The sequence below is a fragment of the Paenibacillus sp. B-A-8 genome, from assembly GCF_048572915.1.
Classification (GTDB): Bacteria; Bacillota; Bacilli; order Paenibacillales; family Paenibacillaceae; genus Paenibacillus_AQ.
Genome location: NZ_CP183882.1, coordinates 6,002,309 through 6,020,158, shown reverse-complemented (window position 1 = coordinate 6,020,158; position 17,850 = coordinate 6,002,309). Strand labels below are relative to the sequence as shown.

Below are 17,850 nucleotides of genomic sequence, written 5' to 3'. Positions count from 1 at the left end.
TTTCTTATATAATAATGAATATAATTTATCGACTCCGTTGACAAGATTAAAAACCCAGTCTTACAATTATAAGAAATATTTCTTTTATTTTTAAATTCAAAAGGCGGTGACAGTCATGGGGAGTGGCGTACAACATGCATTGGAACAATTAAAAACAACAGGTGTCCGTATAACGCCCCAGCGTCATGCGATTCTTACGTATTTGATGGAAGCAATGAATCATCCTACAGCTGACGATATATATCGGGCATTAGAGCCTAAATTTCCGAGCATGAGCGTAGCAACCGTATATAATAATCTCAAGATGTTTATGGAAGCAGGTATGGTTCGTGAGTTGACCTATGGGGATAGCTCCAGTCGTTTTGATGCTAATGTGTCTGATCATTATCATGTTATATGTCAGCAATGCGGTAAGATTGAGGATTTCAGTTATCCTTCACTTAGGGATGTAGAGCTGCATGCTGAGCAAGCTACAGGCTTTAAGATTACAGGATTGCGTATGGAGCTGCATGGAATTTGCGAATGTTGTAGAGAGAAGCAGCATTAGGACTAGAATAGAATGTGTCAAGGCAATATTGCCAAGTTACCACAATAAACGTGAGAAATCCGAAAGCGGAGGACTCACGTTTTTATTTTTTGAAAATATAAGAACATATAAGTTTCACACTATGCATTATCCTTTTATTTCTCTACGAGAAACGCTTGTCATCTATTAAGGACGACAACGTCATTTCTTCTTGGATATAACATTTTATAGGAATAATGACTTTTTTATACTGGTTATACGAAACCAAGTGGATGTTATAATCGTAATGTTAGACTCTATTAAAAATTATTTCATTATCTGGAGGATATATTTTGGACATAAGACAGGGACATAGACGCGTTAAAAAGCGCGGAGGTTTTTTTAGACGCTTGTTTGGACTTTTAATTATTGCAGCTGCAGCTTACTGGATAGTATTTTATGTATTGCCAAATCGTCAGCACATAGATGTGGACTGGAAAGCTCAAGAGCATCCCATATTTGTAAAAGGAGAGCACACAGGTTATTCTGCCAGTGGGACTGGGGATAGCATGTTGTTACCATTACCGTTGTTGCAAGAGTATGTGGATCCGTCCATTCGTTATGAAGAGAAGACGAAATCGGTCATATTATCAACGGATAGCGAGCTGCTATACATGCAGGAGAGTAATACTGATGCCAGTCTGAACAATCGTCCATTACAGCTGCGGTTAGCGCCTGAAGTGAAGGAGAAAGTAACCTACCTTCCCGCGGATGTATTAGAAGATCTGTATGGGTTTGAAATTCAGGAGGATACAAATACTGGCGCAATACTACTTATGACGGCAGGAGAGACTGTCTCGCTTGGGAAAGTTAAAGGTGAAGAAGGAGGCAAGTCAGTAGCTCTTCGAAATGAGGCATCTATTCACGCACCTATCGTTGCGGATATGTCTCCTGGGGCAGTCGTGAATATTTGGAATGAGGAAAATAAGGACTGGCTGTTTGTACAATTAAGCAGCGGGTATGCAGGTTATGCCAAGGCAAGTGACATTATTCCGGATGGTCAAAAGACAGTGGAACCAAAAAAATCCACGCCAACACGCGCTGAACGTAACTGGAAAGGGAAGTCAGTGAATTTGTATTGGGAGGCTGTTTACCAACGCAAACCTAACCCAGAAACCTTCGGTGAGCTACCAGGCGTCAATGTGGCTAGCCCAACCTGGTTCAGTATTATCGATGGTGATGGCAATGTGCGCAGTCAGGCCGACAGTGCATATGTGCAGTGGGCACATGAGCGCGGGTTAGAGGTATGGGGACTGCTCAGCAATAGCTTCGATCCAGACATGACTACTGAGGCATTGTCTACCTATGAAAAACGGATGAATGCAATCGTTCAGATCTTAGAATATTCGGATTTATATAATTTGGATGGAATTAATATCGATTTTGAGAATGTGTATACGAAAGACGGAGAGAATGTCACTCAATTTATGAGAGAGTTAAAGCCTATGGCTCAGGCTAAGAATCTAATCGTCTCCATAGACGTGACACCTAAATCCAATAGCGAGATGTGGTCTGCGTTCCTTGATCGCAAGGCTCTTGGGACATTAGTCGATTATCTGATAGTGATGGCATATGATGAACATTGGGCGGCTAGCCCTATCGCGGGCTCTGTTGCCTCCTTACCTTGGGTAGAGAATTCAATAAGCCGGATCATAGAGGAGGACAATGTGCCGCCTGAGAAGGTGACTCTGGGGATCCCATTGTACACCCGCATCTGGACTGAGGCTCAAGTAGATGGCAAGACAAAGGTAAGCTCTAAATCGGTTAGTATGAATGCCGTTGAAAAAATTATTAAAGAGAAGAAGCTAACCCCGACATTTGATAAGGATGCTGGGCAGAATTACGTAGAATACAAGGAAGATGGCGCTCTTAAGAAAATATGGATAGAAGATGAGGTGAGCTTAAAATCAAGAGTTGAGCTTGCTAAGTCCATGGGGCTTGGAGGCATTGGGTCATGGAATCGCAGCTTTAGTAATCCATCCGCATGGGAAGCATTACAAGGAATCCATGAATAATTTTTTATCTTAGATAATAACGAAAAGGGCCCCGAATGGGGCCCTTTTTTGTTCTAAGTAATGCTTGGTGAAACATTAATAGAGTACATATACTTGGCTAGTAATGAACTTGTGTAAGATGTGTTTAGTGGTTAAGTTGCTGCTGCTCAAGCTGTTCTGCTGTAATATTGGCCTCTGCCGGATCCATAGTAAGGATGGTGTGGCAGAACATACAGCGGTCTGTTTTGCCGAGCATCTTGGTTAGCTTGTGACATTCTGGGCACTCTAGCTGAACTGCGCTCGTTGACAGCATGCCAGCCCAGAAATAGATCGCAAGACTTGACATCATGGAAATTAAACCGATTACAAGTCCGATTCCAGCGAATACTTTTCCGGTTGATCCCCAGAATACTATGCCTGCTGTACCCAAAACCATAAGTCCCATTCCGAGCATTGTGAGCAGTAATCCCCATGTGCGAAAAGCGTTGATCTTAGCCGTTTTAAACTTCATGAGTGTTTGCTCCTAACTAAATATAGTTGGGTTGTCCAGAAGGAACTGTCTTTCATATGTAGAATAATAATTATAACTGAATTATAACTGACTGGACGCAAATTCGCCAAATTTAATGGAGGGAAGCATGGAATTGTCATTGTCCAATGTAACTTTGTTGAGTGGAGAAACGTTTGAAGAGAATGTTTTAGGAGCTGTCGCTTTGCGGCAGGAAGGAAGTACTCCATTTCAAAGCGCGCTACTTCACGATTTTGATATGGTTGTGTTAGTTTTGCACGAGGAACAGGATTTAGAACATATTGTTCGCCACACCATTGCCGGTGACAAACGGACACAGTCAGTCCATATCGGCCTTTCCGCTTTGGAGCGGGCTGTCATGGCGGGCGATAATAACGAACTCCTTACTAGTTTGATGATTGGGGAAGTGATCTGGGATCCCAAAGGAATATTAGGGGATATGCGCCGGGAGATTTTGCAATTTGAAGGCCCTCTAAAGGAACGAGTCGAGTTCATGGAGTTTGCGCGTTTCTTGCATTTGTATGTGAAATCTAAAAGGTATATAGAAGCCGGCTGTATTATGGATGCGTATAACTGTGTATTGATGGCTTTATATCATTGGGCAAGAATAGAAGTGAGTGAAGCTGGTTTATTTCCAGAGCCGGCTGTTTGGGAGCAAGTTAAAAGTTTGAATACTTCGGTCCATAAATTATATGAGGAACTAACCATAAGTACTGAGACCTTAGAGCAAAGAGTTGAGCTTGTTCTTCTAGCATGTGAATTTGGAATTATGTCCAAAATGACGGATTGTTGTGCGTTGCTCTTTAATATTTTGAATAGCCGCAAGGAAGCGTGGAGCATAAAAGAATTGCTTCAGCATTCTGGACTATGTCAATTAGAGGCTGAGTTGCCATTGGTATTACGAAAGCTTGTTTCTCGTTCATTAATCCGTGAGATTACTTTATGGACTGCTGGATACGGGGGAGAGGGTCATGCGATCCGATATACCTTATAGAGAAGAATTAGATGCAGGGTTTCACGGTAATCTATAGATAAAGTAAGTAGGGATAGGGAGAGGCTAAGCACTCTCTTTTTTGTTTGCTCACTATTAGGATGGGCTCATATTTATTCTAATAAATTTATGGTTGACTCATTCCTTGTTCATGTGTTAAATTATAACTCGTCCCTCTGACACAGAGATGTGCTTTCGAAAACATTCGAAAGACAACCGAAAAAAAGAAATTAAAAAAAGGTTGACTAAAACGAGGACGCTGTGATATATTATAAAGGTCGCTGCTGAACAACAACAACGACGAAATAAAGAACTTGATCTTTGAAAACTGAACAACGAGTGAGTAGGAAATCACGAAAGTGAAATCCAAATTAGAGAATTAATTTTCTCGTCAGATGTTTCAAAATGAGCATATCGCTCTTTTCAATACTAATTGGAGAGTTTGATCCTGGCTCAGGACGAACGCTGGCGGCGTGCCTAATACATGCAAGTCGAGCGGAGTCATTTTGAAAGCTTGCTTTCAAAATGACTTAGCGGCGGACGGGTGAGTAACACGTAGGCAACCTGCCCCTTAGACTGGGATAACTACCGGAAACGGTAGCTAATACCGGATAATTTCTTTTTTCTCCTGAAGGAAGAATGAAAGACGGAGCAATCTGTCACTGAGGGATGGGCCTGCGGCGCATTAGCTAGTTGGTGGGGTAACGGCCCACCAAGGCGACGATGCGTAGCCGACCTGAGAGGGTGAACGGCCACACTGGGACTGAGACACGGCCCAGACTCCTACGGGAGGCAGCAGTAGGGAATCTTCCGCAATGGACGAAAGTCTGACGGAGCAACGCCGCGTGAGTGATGAAGGTTTTCGGATCGTAAAGCTCTGTTGCCAGGGAAGAACGTCCGGTAGAGTAACTGCTATCGGAGTGACGGTACCTGAGAAGAAAGCCCCGGCTAACTACGTGCCAGCAGCCGCGGTAATACGTAGGGGGCAAGCGTTGTCCGGAATTATTGGGCGTAAAGCGCGCGCAGGCGGTCATTTAAGTCTGGTGTTTAAACCTTGGGCTCAACCTAAGGTCGCACTGGAAACTGGGTGACTTGAGTACAGAAGAGGAAAGTGGAATTCCACGTGTAGCGGTGAAATGCGTAGATATGTGGAGGAACACCAGTGGCGAAGGCGACTTTCTGGGCTGTAACTGACGCTGAGGCGCGAAAGCGTGGGGAGCAAACAGGATTAGATACCCTGGTAGTCCACGCCGTAAACGATGAGTGCTAGGTGTTAGGGGTTTCGATACCCTTGGTGCCGAAGTTAACACAGTAAGCACTCCGCCTGGGGAGTACGGTCGCAAGACTGAAACTCAAAGGAATTGACGGGGACCCGCACAAGCAGTGGAGTATGTGGTTTAATTCGAAGCAACGCGAAGAACCTTACCAGGTCTTGACATCCCTCTGAATCCACTAGAGATAGTGGCGGCCTTCGGGACAGAGGAGACAGGTGGTGCATGGTTGTCGTCAGCTCGTGTCGTGAGATGTTGGGTTAAGTCCCGCAACGAGCGCAACCCTTAACTTTAGTTGCCAGCAAGTAATGTTGGGCACTCTAGAGTGACTGCCGGTGACAAACCGGAGGAAGGTGGGGATGACGTCAAATCATCATGCCCCTTATGACCTGGGCTACACACGTACTACAATGGCCGGTACAACGGGAAGCGAAGCCGCGAGGTGGAGCCAATCCCATCAAAGCCGGTCTCAGTTCGGATTGCAGGCTGCAACTCGCCTGCATGAAGTCGGAATTGCTAGTAATCGCGGATCAGCATGCCGCGGTGAATACGTTCCCGGGTCTTGTACACACCGCCCGTCACACCACGAGAGTTTACAACACCCGAAGTCGGTGGGGTAACCCGCAAGGGAGCCAGCCGCCGAAGGTGGGGTAGATGATTGGGGTGAAGTCGTAACAAGGTAGCCGTATCGGAAGGTGCGGCTGGATCACCTCCTTTCTATGGAGAATCGTCTTCTGCAATGAAGACATTCAAATCGGAAGTTAAACTTCCACAATCTCAGGTCTAGGCCTGTTACTCACTCGTTGCTCAGTTTTGAGAGTTTAAGCTCTCAAGTAAGACTTGATCCTTGAAAACTGGATACCGAAACGAATTTGCGTTTTAGAACATCTTTTAGCAACTTGTGTAAACAAGTAAATGTTATTAGTGAGATGATTCCAAGAGAGATATCGTATGATATTTTCCTGCGGAAAAATCAAGGTTAAGCTAATAAGAGCACACGGAGGATGCCTAGGCGCCAGGAGCCGACGAAGGACGTGGCGAACAACGAAACTGCCTCGGGGAGCTGTAAGCAAGCTTTGATCCGGGGGTGTCCGAATGGGGAAACCCAGCTGTGGTAATTCGCAGTTACTCACATCTGAATACATAGGGTGTGTAGAGGCAGACCAGGGGAACTGAAACATCTAAGTACCCTGAGGAAGAGAAAACAATAGTGATTCCGTCAGTAGCGGCGAGCGAACGCGGAACAGCCTAAACCTAAGAGCTTGCTCTTAGGGGTTGTGGGACGTCTCACATGGAGTTACAAAGGAATATGGTAGGTGAAGAGGTCTGGAAAGGCCCGCGATAGAGGTAAAAGCCCTGTAACCTAAACTGTGTTCTCTCCGAGACGGATCCCGAGTAGTGCGGGGCACGTGAAACCCCGTATGAATCCAGCAGGACCATCTGCTAAGGCTAAATACTACCTGGCGACCGATAGTGAAACAGTACCGTGAGGGAAAGGTGAAAAGCACCCCGGAAGGGGAGTGAAATAGAACCTGAAACCGTGTGCTTACAAAAAGTCAGAGCCCTATCTATGGGTGATGGCGTGCCTTTTGTAGAATGAACCGGCGAGTTACGTTTAACATGCAAGGTTAAGTCGAGAAGACGGAGCCGCAGCGAAAGCGAGTCTGAATAGGGCGATTTAGTATGTGGACGTAGACCCGAAACCGTGTGATCTACCCCTGTCCAGGGTGAAGGTGCGGTAACACGCACTGGAGGCCCGAACCCACGCACGTTGAAAAGTGCGGGGATGAGGTGGGGGTAGCGGAGAAATTCCAATCGAACTCGGAGATAGCTGGTTCTCCCCGAAATAGCTTTAGGGCTAGCCTCGGTATAAGAGTAGTGGAGGTAGAGCACTGATTGGGTGCGGGGTCCGCAAGGATTACCAAGCTCAGTCAAACTCCGAATGCCATATACTTATTGCCGGGAGTCAGACAGTGAGTGCTAAGATCCATTGTCAAAAGGGAAACAGCCCAGACCATCAGCTAAGGTCCCCAAGTGTGTGTTAAGTGGGAAAGGATGTGGAGTTGCACAGACAACCAGGATGTTGGCTTAGAAGCAGCCACCATTGAAAGAGTGCGTAATAGCTCACTGGTCGAGTGACTCTGCGCCGAAAATGTAACGGGGCTAAACACACCACCGAAGCTATGGCTAGATACGTATGTATCTGGGGTAGGGGAGCGTTGTATGTGGGTTGAAGGTGTACCGTAAGGAGCGCTTGACAGCATACAAGTGAGAATGCCGGTATGAGTAACGAAAAGATCAGTGAGAATCTGATCCGCCGAAAGCCCAAGGTTTCCTGAGGAAGGCTCGTCCGCTCAGGGTAAGTCGGGACCTAAGGCGAGGCCGAAAGGCGTAGTCGAAGGACAACAGTTTGAAATTACTGTACCACCGTAATCCGCTATGAGCGATGGGGTGACGCAGGAGGGTAGTGACGCGGACTGATGGATATGTCCGTCTAAGCAGTGAGGCTGATGTGTAGGCAAATCCGCACATCATTAAGGCTGGGCTGTGATGGGGAGCGAAAATTGTAGTAGCGAAGGTCATGATCTCACACTGCCAAGAAAAGCCTCTAGCCAGGAGAAGGTGCCCGTACCGCAAACCGACACAGGTAGGCGAGAAGAGAATTCTAAGGCGCGCGGAAGAACTCTCGTTAAGGAACTCGGCAAAATGACCCCGTAACTTCGGGAGAAGGGGTGCCCCGGTAGTGTGAATAGCACGAGGGGGCCGCAGTGAAAAGGCCCAAGCGACTGTTTAGCAAAAACACAGGTCTGTGCGAAGCCGCAAGGCGAAGTATACGGGCTGACGCCTGCCCGGTGCTGGAAGGTTAAGGGGAGTGGTTAGGGGTAACCCGAAGCTATGAACCGAAGCCCCAGTAAACGGCGGCCGTAACTATAACGGTCCTAAGGTAGCGAAATTCCTTGTCAGGTAAATTCTGACCCGCACGAATGGCGTAACGACTTGGGCGCTGTCTCAACGAGAGATCCGGTGAAATTTTAATACCTGTGAAGATGCAGGTTACCCGCGACAAGACGGAAAGACCCCATGGAGCTTTACTGCAGCTTGATATTGAATTTGGGTACGATCTGTACAGGATAGGTGGGAGCCGTAGAAATCGGAGCGCAAGCTTCGGTGGAGGCGCCGTTGGGATACCACCCTGATCGTATCTAGGTTCTAACCTAGTGCCCTTACCGGGTACGGGGACCGTGTCAGGCGGGCAGTTTGACTGGGGCGGTCGCCTCCTAAAGAGTAACGGAGGCGTTCCAAGGTTCCCTCAGAATGGTTGGAAATCATTCGAAGAGTGCAAAGGCATAAGGGAGCTTGACTGCGAGACCTACAAGTCGAGCAGGGACGAAAGTCGGACTTAGTGATCCGGTGGTACCGCATGGAAGGGCCATCGCTCAACGGATAAAAGCTACCCTGGGGATAACAGGCTTATCTCCCCCAAGAGTCCACATCGACGGGGAGGTTTGGCACCTCGATGTCGGCTCATCGCATCCTGGGGCTGAAGTAGGTCCCAAGGGTTGGGCTGTTCGCCCATTAAAGCGGTACGCGAGCTGGGTTCAGAACGTCGTGAGACAGTTCGGTCCCTATCTGTCGTGGGCGCAGGAAATTTGAGAGGAGCTGTCCTTAGTACGAGAGGACCGGGATGGACGTACCGCTGGTGCACCAGTTGTTTCGCCAGAAGCATGGCTGGGTAGCTACGTACGGACGGGATAAGCGCTGAAAGCATCTAAGCGTGAAGCCCCCCTCAAGATGAGATTTCCCAATTAGTAAGACCCCTTGAAGACGACGAGGTAGATAGGTTGGAGGTGGAAGTGCAGTAATGCATGGAGCTGACCAATACTAATCGGTCGAGGGCTTATCCTATACTTAAAATGCAAATTCAATTCGGATTCAGTTTTCAGGCATCAAGCCTGGTATGAATATTCCCTGATAGCTCAGTTGGTAGAGCACTCGACTGTTAATCGAGTTGTCACAGGTTCGAGTCCTGTTCGGGGAGCCATATGGAGAGGTGTCCGAGTTTGGCCGAAGGAGCACGATTGGAAATCGTGTAGGCGCCACAAGCGTCTCGAGGGTTCGAATCCCTCTCTCTCCGCCACAAATTTTTAATTAGTATGGCCCGTTGGTCAAGGGGTTAAGACACCTCCCTTTCACGGAGGTAACATGGGTTCGAATCCCATACGGGTCACCAAATTTTCACTTGATTTTACATAGTGGACTTTGGTACAATAACAATTGTTGTTTACGGAGGCTTAGCTCAGCTGGGAGAGCATCTGCCTTACAAGCAGAGGGTCGGGGGTTCGATCCCCTCAGCCTCCACCATATTCATTTAAGAACGACGCGGGGTGGAGCAGCCCGGTAGCTCGTCGGGCTCATAACCCGAAGGCCGCAGGTTCAAATCCTGCCCCCGCAACCAATTTTCATCAAGTAATTATATCTTTTGGAACCGTGGTGTAGTTGGCCTAACATGCCTGCCTGTCACGCAGGAGATCGCGAGTTCGAATCTCGTCGGTTCCGCCATTTTCTTGGCTCGATAGCTCAGTCGGTAGAGCAGAGGACTGAAAATCCTCGTGTCGGCGGTTCGAATCCGTCTCGAGCCACCATGTAGTATACAACTTAATATGCCGGTGTAGCTCAATTGGTAGAGCAACTGACTTGTAATCAGTAGGTTGGGGGTTCAAGTCCTCTCGCCGGCACCATCTTTGGGGGATTAGCGAAGTGGCCAAACGCATCAGACTGTAAATCTGCTCACGTACGTGTTCGGTGGTTCGAATCCATCATCCCCCACCATTTTTTTAGGGGCATAGTTTAAAGGTAGAACAACGGTCTCCAAAACCGTTGGTGTGGGTTCAATTCCTGCTGCCCCTGCCAATCTTTATCCAGAGTCTTTCTCTAAAGTTTAATATGGCGGTCGTGGCGAAGGGGTTAACGCACCGGTTTGTGGATCCGGCATTCGTGGGTTCAAGTCCCATCGGTCGCCCCATTTACTTTAAGAAGAACAGCAACAAATTCAGTTTAATATGGCGACTGTGGCGAAGGGGTTAACGCACCGGATTGTGGTTCCGGCATTCGTGGGTTCGAGACCCATCAGTCGCCCCATTTTACTTTAAAATGTTATTGGGGATTAGCCAAGCGGTAAGGCAACGGACTTTGACTCCGTCATGCATAGGTTCAAATCCTATATCCCCAGCCATTTTATGCGGACGTGGCTCAGCGGTAGAGCATCGCCTTGCCAAGGCGAGGGTCGCGGGTTCGATTCCCGTCGTCCGCTCCAATGTTTTCATATGGCGCCATAGCCAAGTGGTAAGGCAAAGCTCTGCAAAAGCTTTATCCCCAGTTCAAATCTGGGTGGCGCCTCCATTAATTTCATATGTGCCGGCGTGGCGGAATGGCAGACGCGCTCGACTCAAAATCGAGAGGGAAACCGTGGAGGTTCGAGTCCTCTCGCCGGTATATCAAAAAGGTTTGTAAAGTCGCTTGTATAAGCAACTCTACAAACCTTTTTTCTTTGTCTATGAACTTTTATTCTTAAGCCGTTGTATTAGAGACACTTCTAATTCAACGGCTTTTTTATGTGAAGCGGAGTGAATTGAATTGTAATTTCATTGACTGCTTAGTCGGAATGCCCGCGGCGTGAGACCAACTTCACGTTTAAACATATTGCAGAATTGAGCATCATTGACAAACCCAGCAGCAGCGGATACTTCTGAGATATGCATTTGGGTATGTTGTAAGAGAGACTTTGCATAATCCAGACGTTTCAATAGTAGATAGCGAAGAGGTGAAGAACCGAATCGCTCTTTAAATAAATGGCGGAAACGATCATAGCTGTATCCAGACATCTCAGAGAGTGTTGCGACCGATAGCTTATGGCGGTAATGCTCATTCATATAGTTTAGAACATATTGGACTCTGTCTTCCGTTGGCGATTGAAACCCAGAGGCGCTAAGAAGCCGTATCAGATGAACAGTGATTTCGCTCATTTGAAGGTTCAATAGTTCAGAGAATCCATCTTGTTTGCGCGTAAACTCTGCTTTCATTCGAAGCAAGATCTGTAGAACAGTATGGTCTTTATCATCTTCATATACGCCTTGCAAATTCTCCATATTTGGGTGATTTGAATGGAAGCCTACAAATAGTATAGTAGCGTCTTCGCGATGATTCTCGTCATGTTTATGATTGGGTGGTATTAGCGCGAATGAAGAAGAACGAAAATGATAACTTCGCGAACCTACATTGGTAGTTCCTAATCCGTTTAAATAATAGACTAGTTCATAACATTCATGCTGGTGTGGTGGAATATAGGTATTAACCTCATGTGCTGCATTTACAATATATAGAACACGATCCATGATGAGCCTCCAATAATTATGTTTTAGCCGAATCGTACAAAATTATGACCGAAATCATATAATTATTTTCATTAATATTTGATATGATCGTATCAAGAAATCCGAAGATTAGCAACCTGACTGGCCATCTCGTTCGGAAATTAGTCGGATTATTCGTAAAAATTATAATTTTCTCTCTATTTTTGAGTGTATTCGTTAAAATCATTAAAATTTTGACAATGTTACATGAAATATGAGAGTTTCCATCTAAATCGTGAAATATACAACAGACCAAGATGGAGAACCTCTCAAATTACTAACCAACTATATATAGGGGTGGAATAGAAAAATGAAAAAGAAAGTTCTTTCTTTGTTGCTGCTAGTAGTAATGGTAATGGTCACAGCCTGTGGAAATAATACGTCGAGTAATGGATCTTCCGCGAATGCAGGATCTAATGCGGCTGAAGGTGGAGAAACAAGTTCAGGAGATAAACTCAAAGTTGTACTTCTGATTCCAGGAACGCTTGGAGATAAATCTTTCTTTGACTCTGCGAATAGCGGTCTGCAAAAGGTTAAGGATGAACTGGGTGCAGAAACAAAGGTTGTAGAAATGGGCGTCGATAAAACGAAATGGGAGCCTACGTTTAACGATATCGCCGCTGAGGATTGGGATGTTATTATTTCTGGCGGATCGGAAATTACAGAGATGTTTAATGCAACGGCTGAATTATATCCAGACAAAAAATTCATTAACTATGATACCGATATAGATGAAGCACCAGAGAACATGTACAACATGTCTTATGCGACTAATGAAGTATCTTTTCTGGCAGGTGCTGTAGCGGCGCTAGCTACACAATCAGATATGCCTAATGCTAATCCTGAGAATGTGATCGGATTTGTAGGCGGTATGGATATTCCAGGGATTAACGCTTTCTTGGTTGGCTACATTCAGGGCGCTCAATATGTTGATCCTGATGTGAAGGTAGCTGTATCGTATGCTGGTGATTTCGTTAACCCCGCTAAAGGTAAGGAGCTTTCACTGATTCAATATAACTCCGGTGTGGATGTTATTTTTAACGTAGCTGGGGGTACAGGTCTTGGGATCTTTGATGCAGCTAAAGAGAAGAAGAAATACGCTATTGGCGTAGACTCTGATCAGGCGATGTTACTTAATGAAACAGATAGCGAAAAAGCAAACTTGATCGTTACTTCTTCTATTAAAAAGATTGATAGTGCTATTCTAGGTGCCGTGAAGAAATTACAAGAGGGTACGCTGGAAATGGGTAAACGTGATGTATTGAGCTTCGTTGATGATGGTGTAGGCATTGCAGAGAATGAGATCTATAAAAATGTCTTCCCGGCCGATCTTCAGGCTAAAGTTGAAGAAGTGAAGCAAAAGCTGATCAATAAAGAAATTACAGTAGATAACGCGATGGGAATGGAAACCTCAGAAGTAGAAGCCATTCGTAACGCAGTTAAGCCTTAAGTATAGCTATAAAGCGATAAACCTACAGTTGGAGATTCTTCTATTAGAAGAATTCCAGCTGTATATTTTTGCAGACCTCCAAGTGGAAAGGCGTTGAGACCGATGAACAAAGCTCTGTTGGAAATGCGGGGAATTACGAAGGTGTATCCCAATGGCGTCGTTGCAAATAAAGACGTGCATTTTTCTTTACGTGAGGGAGAAATTCACGCGATTGCGGGCGAGAACGGCGCGGGTAAATCAACTTTAATGAAGATCATGTTCGGCATGGAAGAGCCTAGTGAAGGTGAGATCTATATCAAGGGAGAAAAAGTGAAGCTGCAATCGGCTCAGGATGCCATTGATAGAGGGATCGGTATGGTTCACCAGCATTTTATGCTGGTTCCTTCTTTTACGGTAGCAGAGAACATGGTGCTGGGCATGGAGCCCCGTAAGGGAGTCGGCATCAATTATGCTGAAGCCGTGCGCATGACCGAAGAGACTGCGAAAAAATACAATCTGGCAGTGGATCCAAAAGCAAAAGTGGAGGATCTTACGGTTGGTATGAAGCAAAAGGTTGAGATCCTGAAGGCGTTGCTGCGTGGTGCGAAAATCCTAGTTCTAGATGAGCCGACCGCGGTGTTAACCCCACAGGAAACAGAAGAATTGTTCCGTGAGCTTAAGCAATTAAGAGAGCAGGGACATACGATTGTGTTTATTTCACACAAGTTGAAAGAAGTGAAAGCGATCTGCGACAGAATTACGATTATGCGTAGTGGACGTAGTGAAGGTGTCTTCCAAACGAAGGATGTCACGGAGCAAGAAATTTCCCGACTCATGGTGGGTAGAGATGTTGTGTTGAAATATGACAAGGAGATTCTGTCTATTGGTGAGGCGGTGCTCACTGTGCAAGGTCTAGGTGTAAATGATGCACACGACAAAGCGTTGCTATCAGATATTAATTTTGCGGTACGCGGAGGACAGATCGTCGGGATTGCTGGTGTAGAAGGAAACGGGCAGACACAGCTCATTGAGGCTCTTACAGGGAGCTTAAGAGGGGTTTCAAGCCAGGGTTCTGTGCTAGTGAAGGGAAAGGATATTCGAGAATCGGATATTTTGGATATTCGTAAGTTGGGTGTTTCTTATATCCCAGAGGATCGGATGCATCAAGGGATAGCTAGTGATGCGAGCATAGCGGATAATCTGCTGTCCACTCAGTATCGTACAAAGGAAATGAATAAAGGTCCTTTTTTGAATGGATCACGAATTGCTAAGCTAGCCGTATCACTTGTAGAGGAATTTAAAGTCCGCTGTTCTGGACCTTCTCAGCCAATAGGTATGTTATCAGGTGGTAACATGCAGAAAGTTGTCGTAGCTAGAGAATGTTCTACTGAACCGCAACTGCTTATTGCAGAGCAGCCGACACGGGGTGTGGATATAGGCGCAGCTCAGTTCATACATCAGAAGCTTTTGGAGCTACGCTCAGACGATTGTGCGATTTTGCTAGTGTCAGCAGATTTAAATGAGATCTTAGAGATCAGCGATAGTCTACTAGTGATGTATGAAGGAAAGATTGTTGCCTTTTTTGAGGAGCCTTCTAAGGTTAGTGAAGAAGAATTAGGGCTTTATATGCTAGGGATTCATCGACAGGACGAGGAGCACATCAGGAGGGCCGTAAATCATGTTTAAAGTAAAATATTTTGAATACATTCGAACATCGGCGGTAATCGTTATTGCACTCGCCATTGCTTTTCTGATCATCTCATTGGTCAGTAATCAGCCGGTGAAGACGATTGGTATATTCCTATTTGAGCCGTTATCCAGTAAAGGTCATATCGGTAACGTCATTGAGATGGCTATTCCGCTCATGTTCACAGGGCTAGCGGTTTCCTTGTTATTCCGAGCAAATATGTTCAACTTGGGTGCTGAAGGGATTTTCTATTTCTCCGGTGTTGTAACCTCCGTGTTGGCGATTCATTTAACGCTGGACGGCTGGCTGCATCCGATCGTAGCTATTGCTGCGGGTTCTATTGTAGGGGCGCTGCTCTCTGCAATCCCCGGGATCCTCAAAGCCAAATGGAATGCCAATGAGCTGGTTACATCCTTGATGTTCAATAATATTTTGTTTGGAGTAGGTTTATATCTACTGAACTATCATTTACGTGATGCAAAAGCGTTCGCCAATGTATCGTACAAATTCGAGAAAACGGCACTGCTGAGTAAGATGGTACCTGGCACTCGTATTCATACCGGATTGATCATCGTTATCGTGCTTATTATTGCAGCGCATCTATTTCTATACAAGACTAAATGGGGATACGAGCTGCGTATGACAGGCATCAACCGGAACTTTGCACGTTATTCAGGCATGAAGACCGCGAAGGTTATTATACTGGTTCACTTGATTGCTGGTTTTATTGCGGGGATGGGTGGTTCCGTAGAAGTGCTAGGGATGTATAACCGATTCCAATGGACTTCGTTACCAGGCTATGGCTTAGACGGTGCTCTTGTAGCGATGTTAGCCAAGAATAATCCGCTATCCGTAATCGGTGCTGCATTGTTCCTTGCGTATATCCGAATCGGAGCCGATATGATGGCACGTCTGTCTGATGTACCTTCTGAGATGATTTCTATCATACAGGCAATTATCATTCTTCTGATTTCGGCTGAGCAATTCCTGAAGTTCTGGAAAAATCGGATGCTCTTGAAGGAGGCGAAGGAAGCATGAACAGTTTGTTTGATGTGATTTTTACGACTGACTTTGCTTTCTCTGTCCTTCGAGTGACAACACCGATTCTATTCGCTGCGCTTGGAGCGTTAATCTCTAATAGAGCGGGTATCATCAACATCGGTATGGAAGGCATCATGCTTGTCGCGGCTTTAGCTGGCGTCATTGTAAGCAGCTACACGCATAGCGCGTGGGTAGGTTTACTTGGGGCTGTGATGTCCGGTACATTGATCGCTGGAATATTAGCTTTTTTCACACTGAAATTCAAAACACATATCATTCTCGGCGGCGTAGCTATTAATATGTTCGCTTCGGGAGGAACCGTGTTTATTCTTTATCTGCTTAGTGGAGACAAGGGTTCTTCTACTTCTCTGGCAAGTAAAGTACTACCTAGTGTAGAGATTCCTTTGCTGAAGGATATTCCGGTGCTTGGGCCTATTCTATCAGGTCATCACATTTTGACGTATGTATCTATTATTGCTGTGTTTGTTGTCTACTATCTCTTAAACCGTACACCGCTTGGTCTGCGCATTCGTTCAGTGGGTGAAAATCCACATGCTGCTCAATCTGTAGGCGTAAGTGTTGTGAAAATACAGTATATGGCTTTGCTGCTTAGTGGATTTTTCGCTGGTTTGGGCGGGGCTTACATGTCAATGGGTTACCTGTCACTGTTCACTCGCGATATGATCGCTGGTCGGGGCTGGATTGCGATTGCCGCAGAGTCTATGGGTAGAAGTACGACAGTAGGCACGGCGCTAACCTCTCTATTATTTGGTACGGCAGACGCCTTGTCGAATGCGCTACAGGTCCTGAAGATTCCTGCAGAACTGATCGCGACGCTTCCTTATGTAGCAACGGTAATTGGACTAGTGATCTATGCTGTATCTGAGACACGGAAGAAGAACAAAAAGCTAAAGAGCCCGCTAGTGAAATAGCGATAGGAGTAAAGAGGATTTATACAACTAAGGAGTGAATGACTATGCGAACACCTATTATTATTGACTGCGATCCAGGGCATGATGACGCTATCGCAATCCTGCTTGCAATAGCAAATTCGGAGAGGCTGGATCTGCGCGGGATTACAACGGTTGGAGGAAACCAGATCCTTGATAAAATCACAGAAAACGCACTTAAAGTGATCAGTTTCGTGAATGCGGATATTCCTGTAGCCAAAGGGGCTGCGGGTCCGCTGTTCGGCAAGCTTGTTACAGGTGAGGAAGCGCATGGTGAATCTGGCATGGACGGCCCACTATTGCCGCCAAGTAAATTCCGCCCTGTAGAAGAAGGCGCTGTGGAATTTATGCTGAATATTATCCGTTCTTCGGAGGAGAAAATTACGCTCGTACCGATGGCTCCTTTAACGAATATTGCGCTATTAATTACAGCATATCCGGAGATTAAAGAAAGAATTGAAAAGATCTCATTAATGGGCGGAGGAATTTCTTATGGAAATGTAACCTCTACTGCGGAGTTTAACATCTATGTAGATCCTGAAGCCGCTCGTATCGTGTTTGAATCTGGTATACCGATTACGATGAGTGGTTTGGATGTGACCGATAAGGCAGCGATTTTCGAAGATGAGATCGTAGCATTGAAAGAGCGTGGGCCAGTGTCCACTATGGTCGGAGAGCTGCTAGATTTCTATTCGATTTACGGAAAGAAAATGGGCTATGTTGGCAGTGCACTGCATGATCCATGTGCAGTAGCTTGGCTCTTGCACCCTGAACTGTTTGTATCCGAGCATCTGTATGTAACGGTGGAGACAGAAGGCAAGCTAACACGTGGAATGACGGTTGCAGACAAACGAAAGAAGACAGATCGTCCAGCAAATGTAGAAGTTCTGGTGGGAGTAGACCGGGAAGCATTTATGAAACTGATCTTTGATTCACTGGAAAAGCTAGATCAAGAGCTGCTTGCGGCTGAAGGGAATTAACCT

General features: G+C 45.9%; 10 protein-coding genes, 16 tRNA genes and 2 rRNA genes. 26 read left to right on the top strand and 2 right to left on the bottom strand.

What is annotated here, in order from left to right; genetic code table 11:
• The first annotated feature begins 115 nt into the window (after positions 1-115).
• On the top strand, positions 116-547 hold the full coding sequence (locus ACN6MV_RS27150; protein ID WP_042131011.1) for a Fur family transcriptional regulator: 432 nt from the start codon (positions 116-118) through the stop codon (positions 545-547).
• Positions 548-864: 317 nt separating this feature from the next.
• Positions 865-2,580: a glycosyl hydrolase family 18 protein gene (locus tag ACN6MV_RS27145; protein ID WP_419886821.1), complete on the top strand. Its 1,716-nt coding sequence runs from the start codon at positions 865-867 to the stop codon at positions 2,578-2,580.
• 124 nt (positions 2,581-2,704) lie between these two features.
• On the opposite strand, the gene ACN6MV_RS27140 is transcribed toward ACN6MV_RS27145, so the two are convergent.
• Positions 2,705-3,070, bottom strand: coding sequence for a DUF2614 family zinc ribbon-containing protein (locus ACN6MV_RS27140; protein ID WP_042131010.1), 366 nt, complete (start codon positions 3,068-3,070; stop codon positions 2,705-2,707).
• 127 nt (positions 3,071-3,197) lie between these two features.
• Between ACN6MV_RS27140 and ACN6MV_RS27135 the strand changes: the two genes are divergently transcribed.
• From ACN6MV_RS27135 to ACN6MV_RS27045, 19 genes are all read left to right on the top strand, one after another.
• Positions 3,198-4,082, top strand: coding sequence for a nucleotidyltransferase-like protein (locus ACN6MV_RS27135; RefSeq protein WP_052414741.1), 885 nt, complete (start codon positions 3,198-3,200; stop codon positions 4,080-4,082).
• Positions 4,083-4,509: 427 nt separating this feature from the next.
• Positions 4,510-6,067, top strand: a 16S ribosomal RNA gene (locus ACN6MV_RS27130).
• A gap of 260 nt (positions 6,068-6,327) precedes the next feature.
• Positions 6,328-9,256: ribosomal RNA gene (locus ACN6MV_RS27125) — 23S ribosomal RNA — on the top strand.
• The 16S and 23S rRNA genes sit together here with 16 tRNA genes alongside, the layout of an rRNA operon.
• 60 nt (positions 9,257-9,316) lie before the next feature.
• Positions 9,317-9,392: transfer RNA gene (locus ACN6MV_RS27120), tRNA-Asn, on the top strand.
• A 3-nt stretch (positions 9,393-9,395) separates the two neighbouring features.
• Positions 9,396-9,488: transfer RNA gene (locus ACN6MV_RS27115), tRNA-Ser, on the top strand.
• Between the two features lie 18 nt (positions 9,489-9,506).
• Positions 9,507-9,581, top strand: a tRNA-Glu gene (locus tag ACN6MV_RS27110).
• A gap of 55 nt (positions 9,582-9,636) precedes the next feature.
• Positions 9,637-9,712, top strand: a tRNA-Val gene (locus ACN6MV_RS27105).
• Positions 9,713-9,729: 17 nt separating this feature from the next.
• Positions 9,730-9,806 (top strand) — tRNA-Met (locus tag ACN6MV_RS27100).
• Between the two features lie 26 nt (positions 9,807-9,832).
• Positions 9,833-9,910: transfer RNA gene (locus ACN6MV_RS27095), tRNA-Asp, on the top strand.
• A 7-nt stretch (positions 9,911-9,917) separates the two neighbouring features.
• Positions 9,918-9,993 (top strand) — tRNA-Phe (locus ACN6MV_RS27090).
• 20 nt (positions 9,994-10,013) lie between these two features.
• Positions 10,014-10,089 (top strand) — tRNA-Thr (locus ACN6MV_RS27085).
• 5 nt (positions 10,090-10,094) lie between these two features.
• Positions 10,095-10,180 (top strand) — tRNA-Tyr (locus ACN6MV_RS27080).
• Between the two features lie 7 nt (positions 10,181-10,187).
• Positions 10,188-10,261 (top strand) — tRNA-Trp (locus tag ACN6MV_RS27075).
• Positions 10,262-10,297: 36 nt separating this feature from the next.
• Positions 10,298-10,373, top strand: a tRNA-His gene (locus tag ACN6MV_RS27070).
• A gap of 40 nt (positions 10,374-10,413) precedes the next feature.
• A tRNA-His gene (locus ACN6MV_RS27065) sits at positions 10,414-10,489 on the top strand.
• 19 nt (positions 10,490-10,508) lie between these two features.
• Positions 10,509-10,583, top strand: a tRNA-Gln gene (locus ACN6MV_RS27060).
• Between the two features lie 6 nt (positions 10,584-10,589).
• Positions 10,590-10,664, top strand: a tRNA-Gly gene (locus tag ACN6MV_RS27055).
• Between the two features lie 12 nt (positions 10,665-10,676).
• Positions 10,677-10,750, top strand: a tRNA-Cys gene (locus ACN6MV_RS27050).
• Positions 10,751-10,764: 14 nt separating this feature from the next.
• Positions 10,765-10,843: transfer RNA gene (locus ACN6MV_RS27045), tRNA-Leu, on the top strand.
• A gap of 149 nt (positions 10,844-10,992) precedes the next feature.
• On the opposite strand, the gene ACN6MV_RS27040 is transcribed toward ACN6MV_RS27045, so the two are convergent.
• On the bottom strand, positions 10,993-11,742 hold the full coding sequence (locus tag ACN6MV_RS27040) for an AraC family transcriptional regulator (protein WP_042131009.1): 750 nt from the start codon (positions 11,740-11,742) through the stop codon (positions 10,993-10,995).
• A gap of 328 nt (positions 11,743-12,070) precedes the next feature.
• Between ACN6MV_RS27040 and ACN6MV_RS27035 the strand changes: the two genes are divergently transcribed.
• The 5 genes from ACN6MV_RS27035 (at position 12,071) to ACN6MV_RS27015 (ending at position 17,847) form a co-directional block, all read left to right on the top strand.
• Positions 12,071-13,210 (top strand): BMP family ABC transporter substrate-binding protein, encoded by a 1,140-nt coding sequence (locus ACN6MV_RS27035; protein ID WP_419885249.1) that lies wholly within the window; start codon positions 12,071-12,073, stop codon positions 13,208-13,210.
• A gap of 102 nt (positions 13,211-13,312) precedes the next feature.
• The gene (locus ACN6MV_RS27030) at positions 13,313-14,875 is read left to right on the top strand and encodes an ABC transporter ATP-binding protein (protein WP_419885248.1); all 1,563 of its coding nucleotides are present in this window, start codon (positions 13,313-13,315) and stop codon (positions 14,873-14,875) included.
• Positions 14,868-15,914, top strand: coding sequence for an ABC transporter permease (locus tag ACN6MV_RS27025; RefSeq protein WP_042131006.1), 1,047 nt, complete (start codon positions 14,868-14,870; stop codon positions 15,912-15,914). The genes ACN6MV_RS27030 and ACN6MV_RS27025 overlap by 8 nt, the downstream gene beginning before the upstream one ends.
• Entirely contained in the window at positions 15,911-16,849 is a 939-nt protein-coding gene (locus ACN6MV_RS27020; protein ID WP_042131005.1) for an ABC transporter permease, read from the top strand. Before ACN6MV_RS27025 ends, ACN6MV_RS27020 begins: the two co-directional genes overlap by 4 nt.
• Before the next feature lie 44 nt (positions 16,850-16,893).
• A complete protein-coding gene (locus ACN6MV_RS27015; RefSeq protein ID WP_419885247.1) occupies positions 16,894-17,847 on the top strand; it encodes a nucleoside hydrolase in 954 nt (317 codons plus the stop codon).
• Positions 17,848-17,850 lie beyond the last annotated feature (3 nt).

What these genes read in the sequence shown, in the direction of transcription:
- ACN6MV_RS27150 (WP_042131011.1), top strand. Translation starts at nt 116, where the DNA reads ATGGGGAGTGGCGTACAACATGCATTGGAACAATTAAAAACAACAGGT.
- ACN6MV_RS27140 (WP_042131010.1), bottom strand. Translation starts at nt 3,070, where the DNA reads ATGAAGTTTAAAACGGCTAAGATCAACGCTTTTCGCACATGGGGATTA.
- ACN6MV_RS27135 (WP_052414741.1), top strand. Translation starts at nt 3,198, where the DNA reads ATGGAATTGTCATTGTCCAATGTAACTTTGTTGAGTGGAGAAACGTTT.
- ACN6MV_RS27040 (WP_042131009.1), bottom strand. Translation starts at nt 11,742, where the DNA reads ATGGATCGTGTTCTATATATTGTAAATGCAGCACATGAGGTTAATACC.
- ACN6MV_RS27035 (WP_419885249.1), top strand. Translation starts at nt 12,071, where the DNA reads ATGAAAAAGAAAGTTCTTTCTTTGTTGCTGCTAGTAGTAATGGTAATG.
- ACN6MV_RS27030 (WP_419885248.1), top strand. Translation starts at nt 13,313, where the DNA reads ATGAACAAAGCTCTGTTGGAAATGCGGGGAATTACGAAGGTGTATCCC.
- ACN6MV_RS27025 (WP_042131006.1), top strand. Translation starts at nt 14,868, where the DNA reads ATGTTTAAAGTAAAATATTTTGAATACATTCGAACATCGGCGGTAATC.
- ACN6MV_RS27020 (WP_042131005.1), top strand. Translation starts at nt 15,911, where the DNA reads ATGAACAGTTTGTTTGATGTGATTTTTACGACTGACTTTGCTTTCTCT.
- ACN6MV_RS27015 (WP_419885247.1), top strand. Translation starts at nt 16,894, where the DNA reads ATGCGAACACCTATTATTATTGACTGCGATCCAGGGCATGATGACGCT.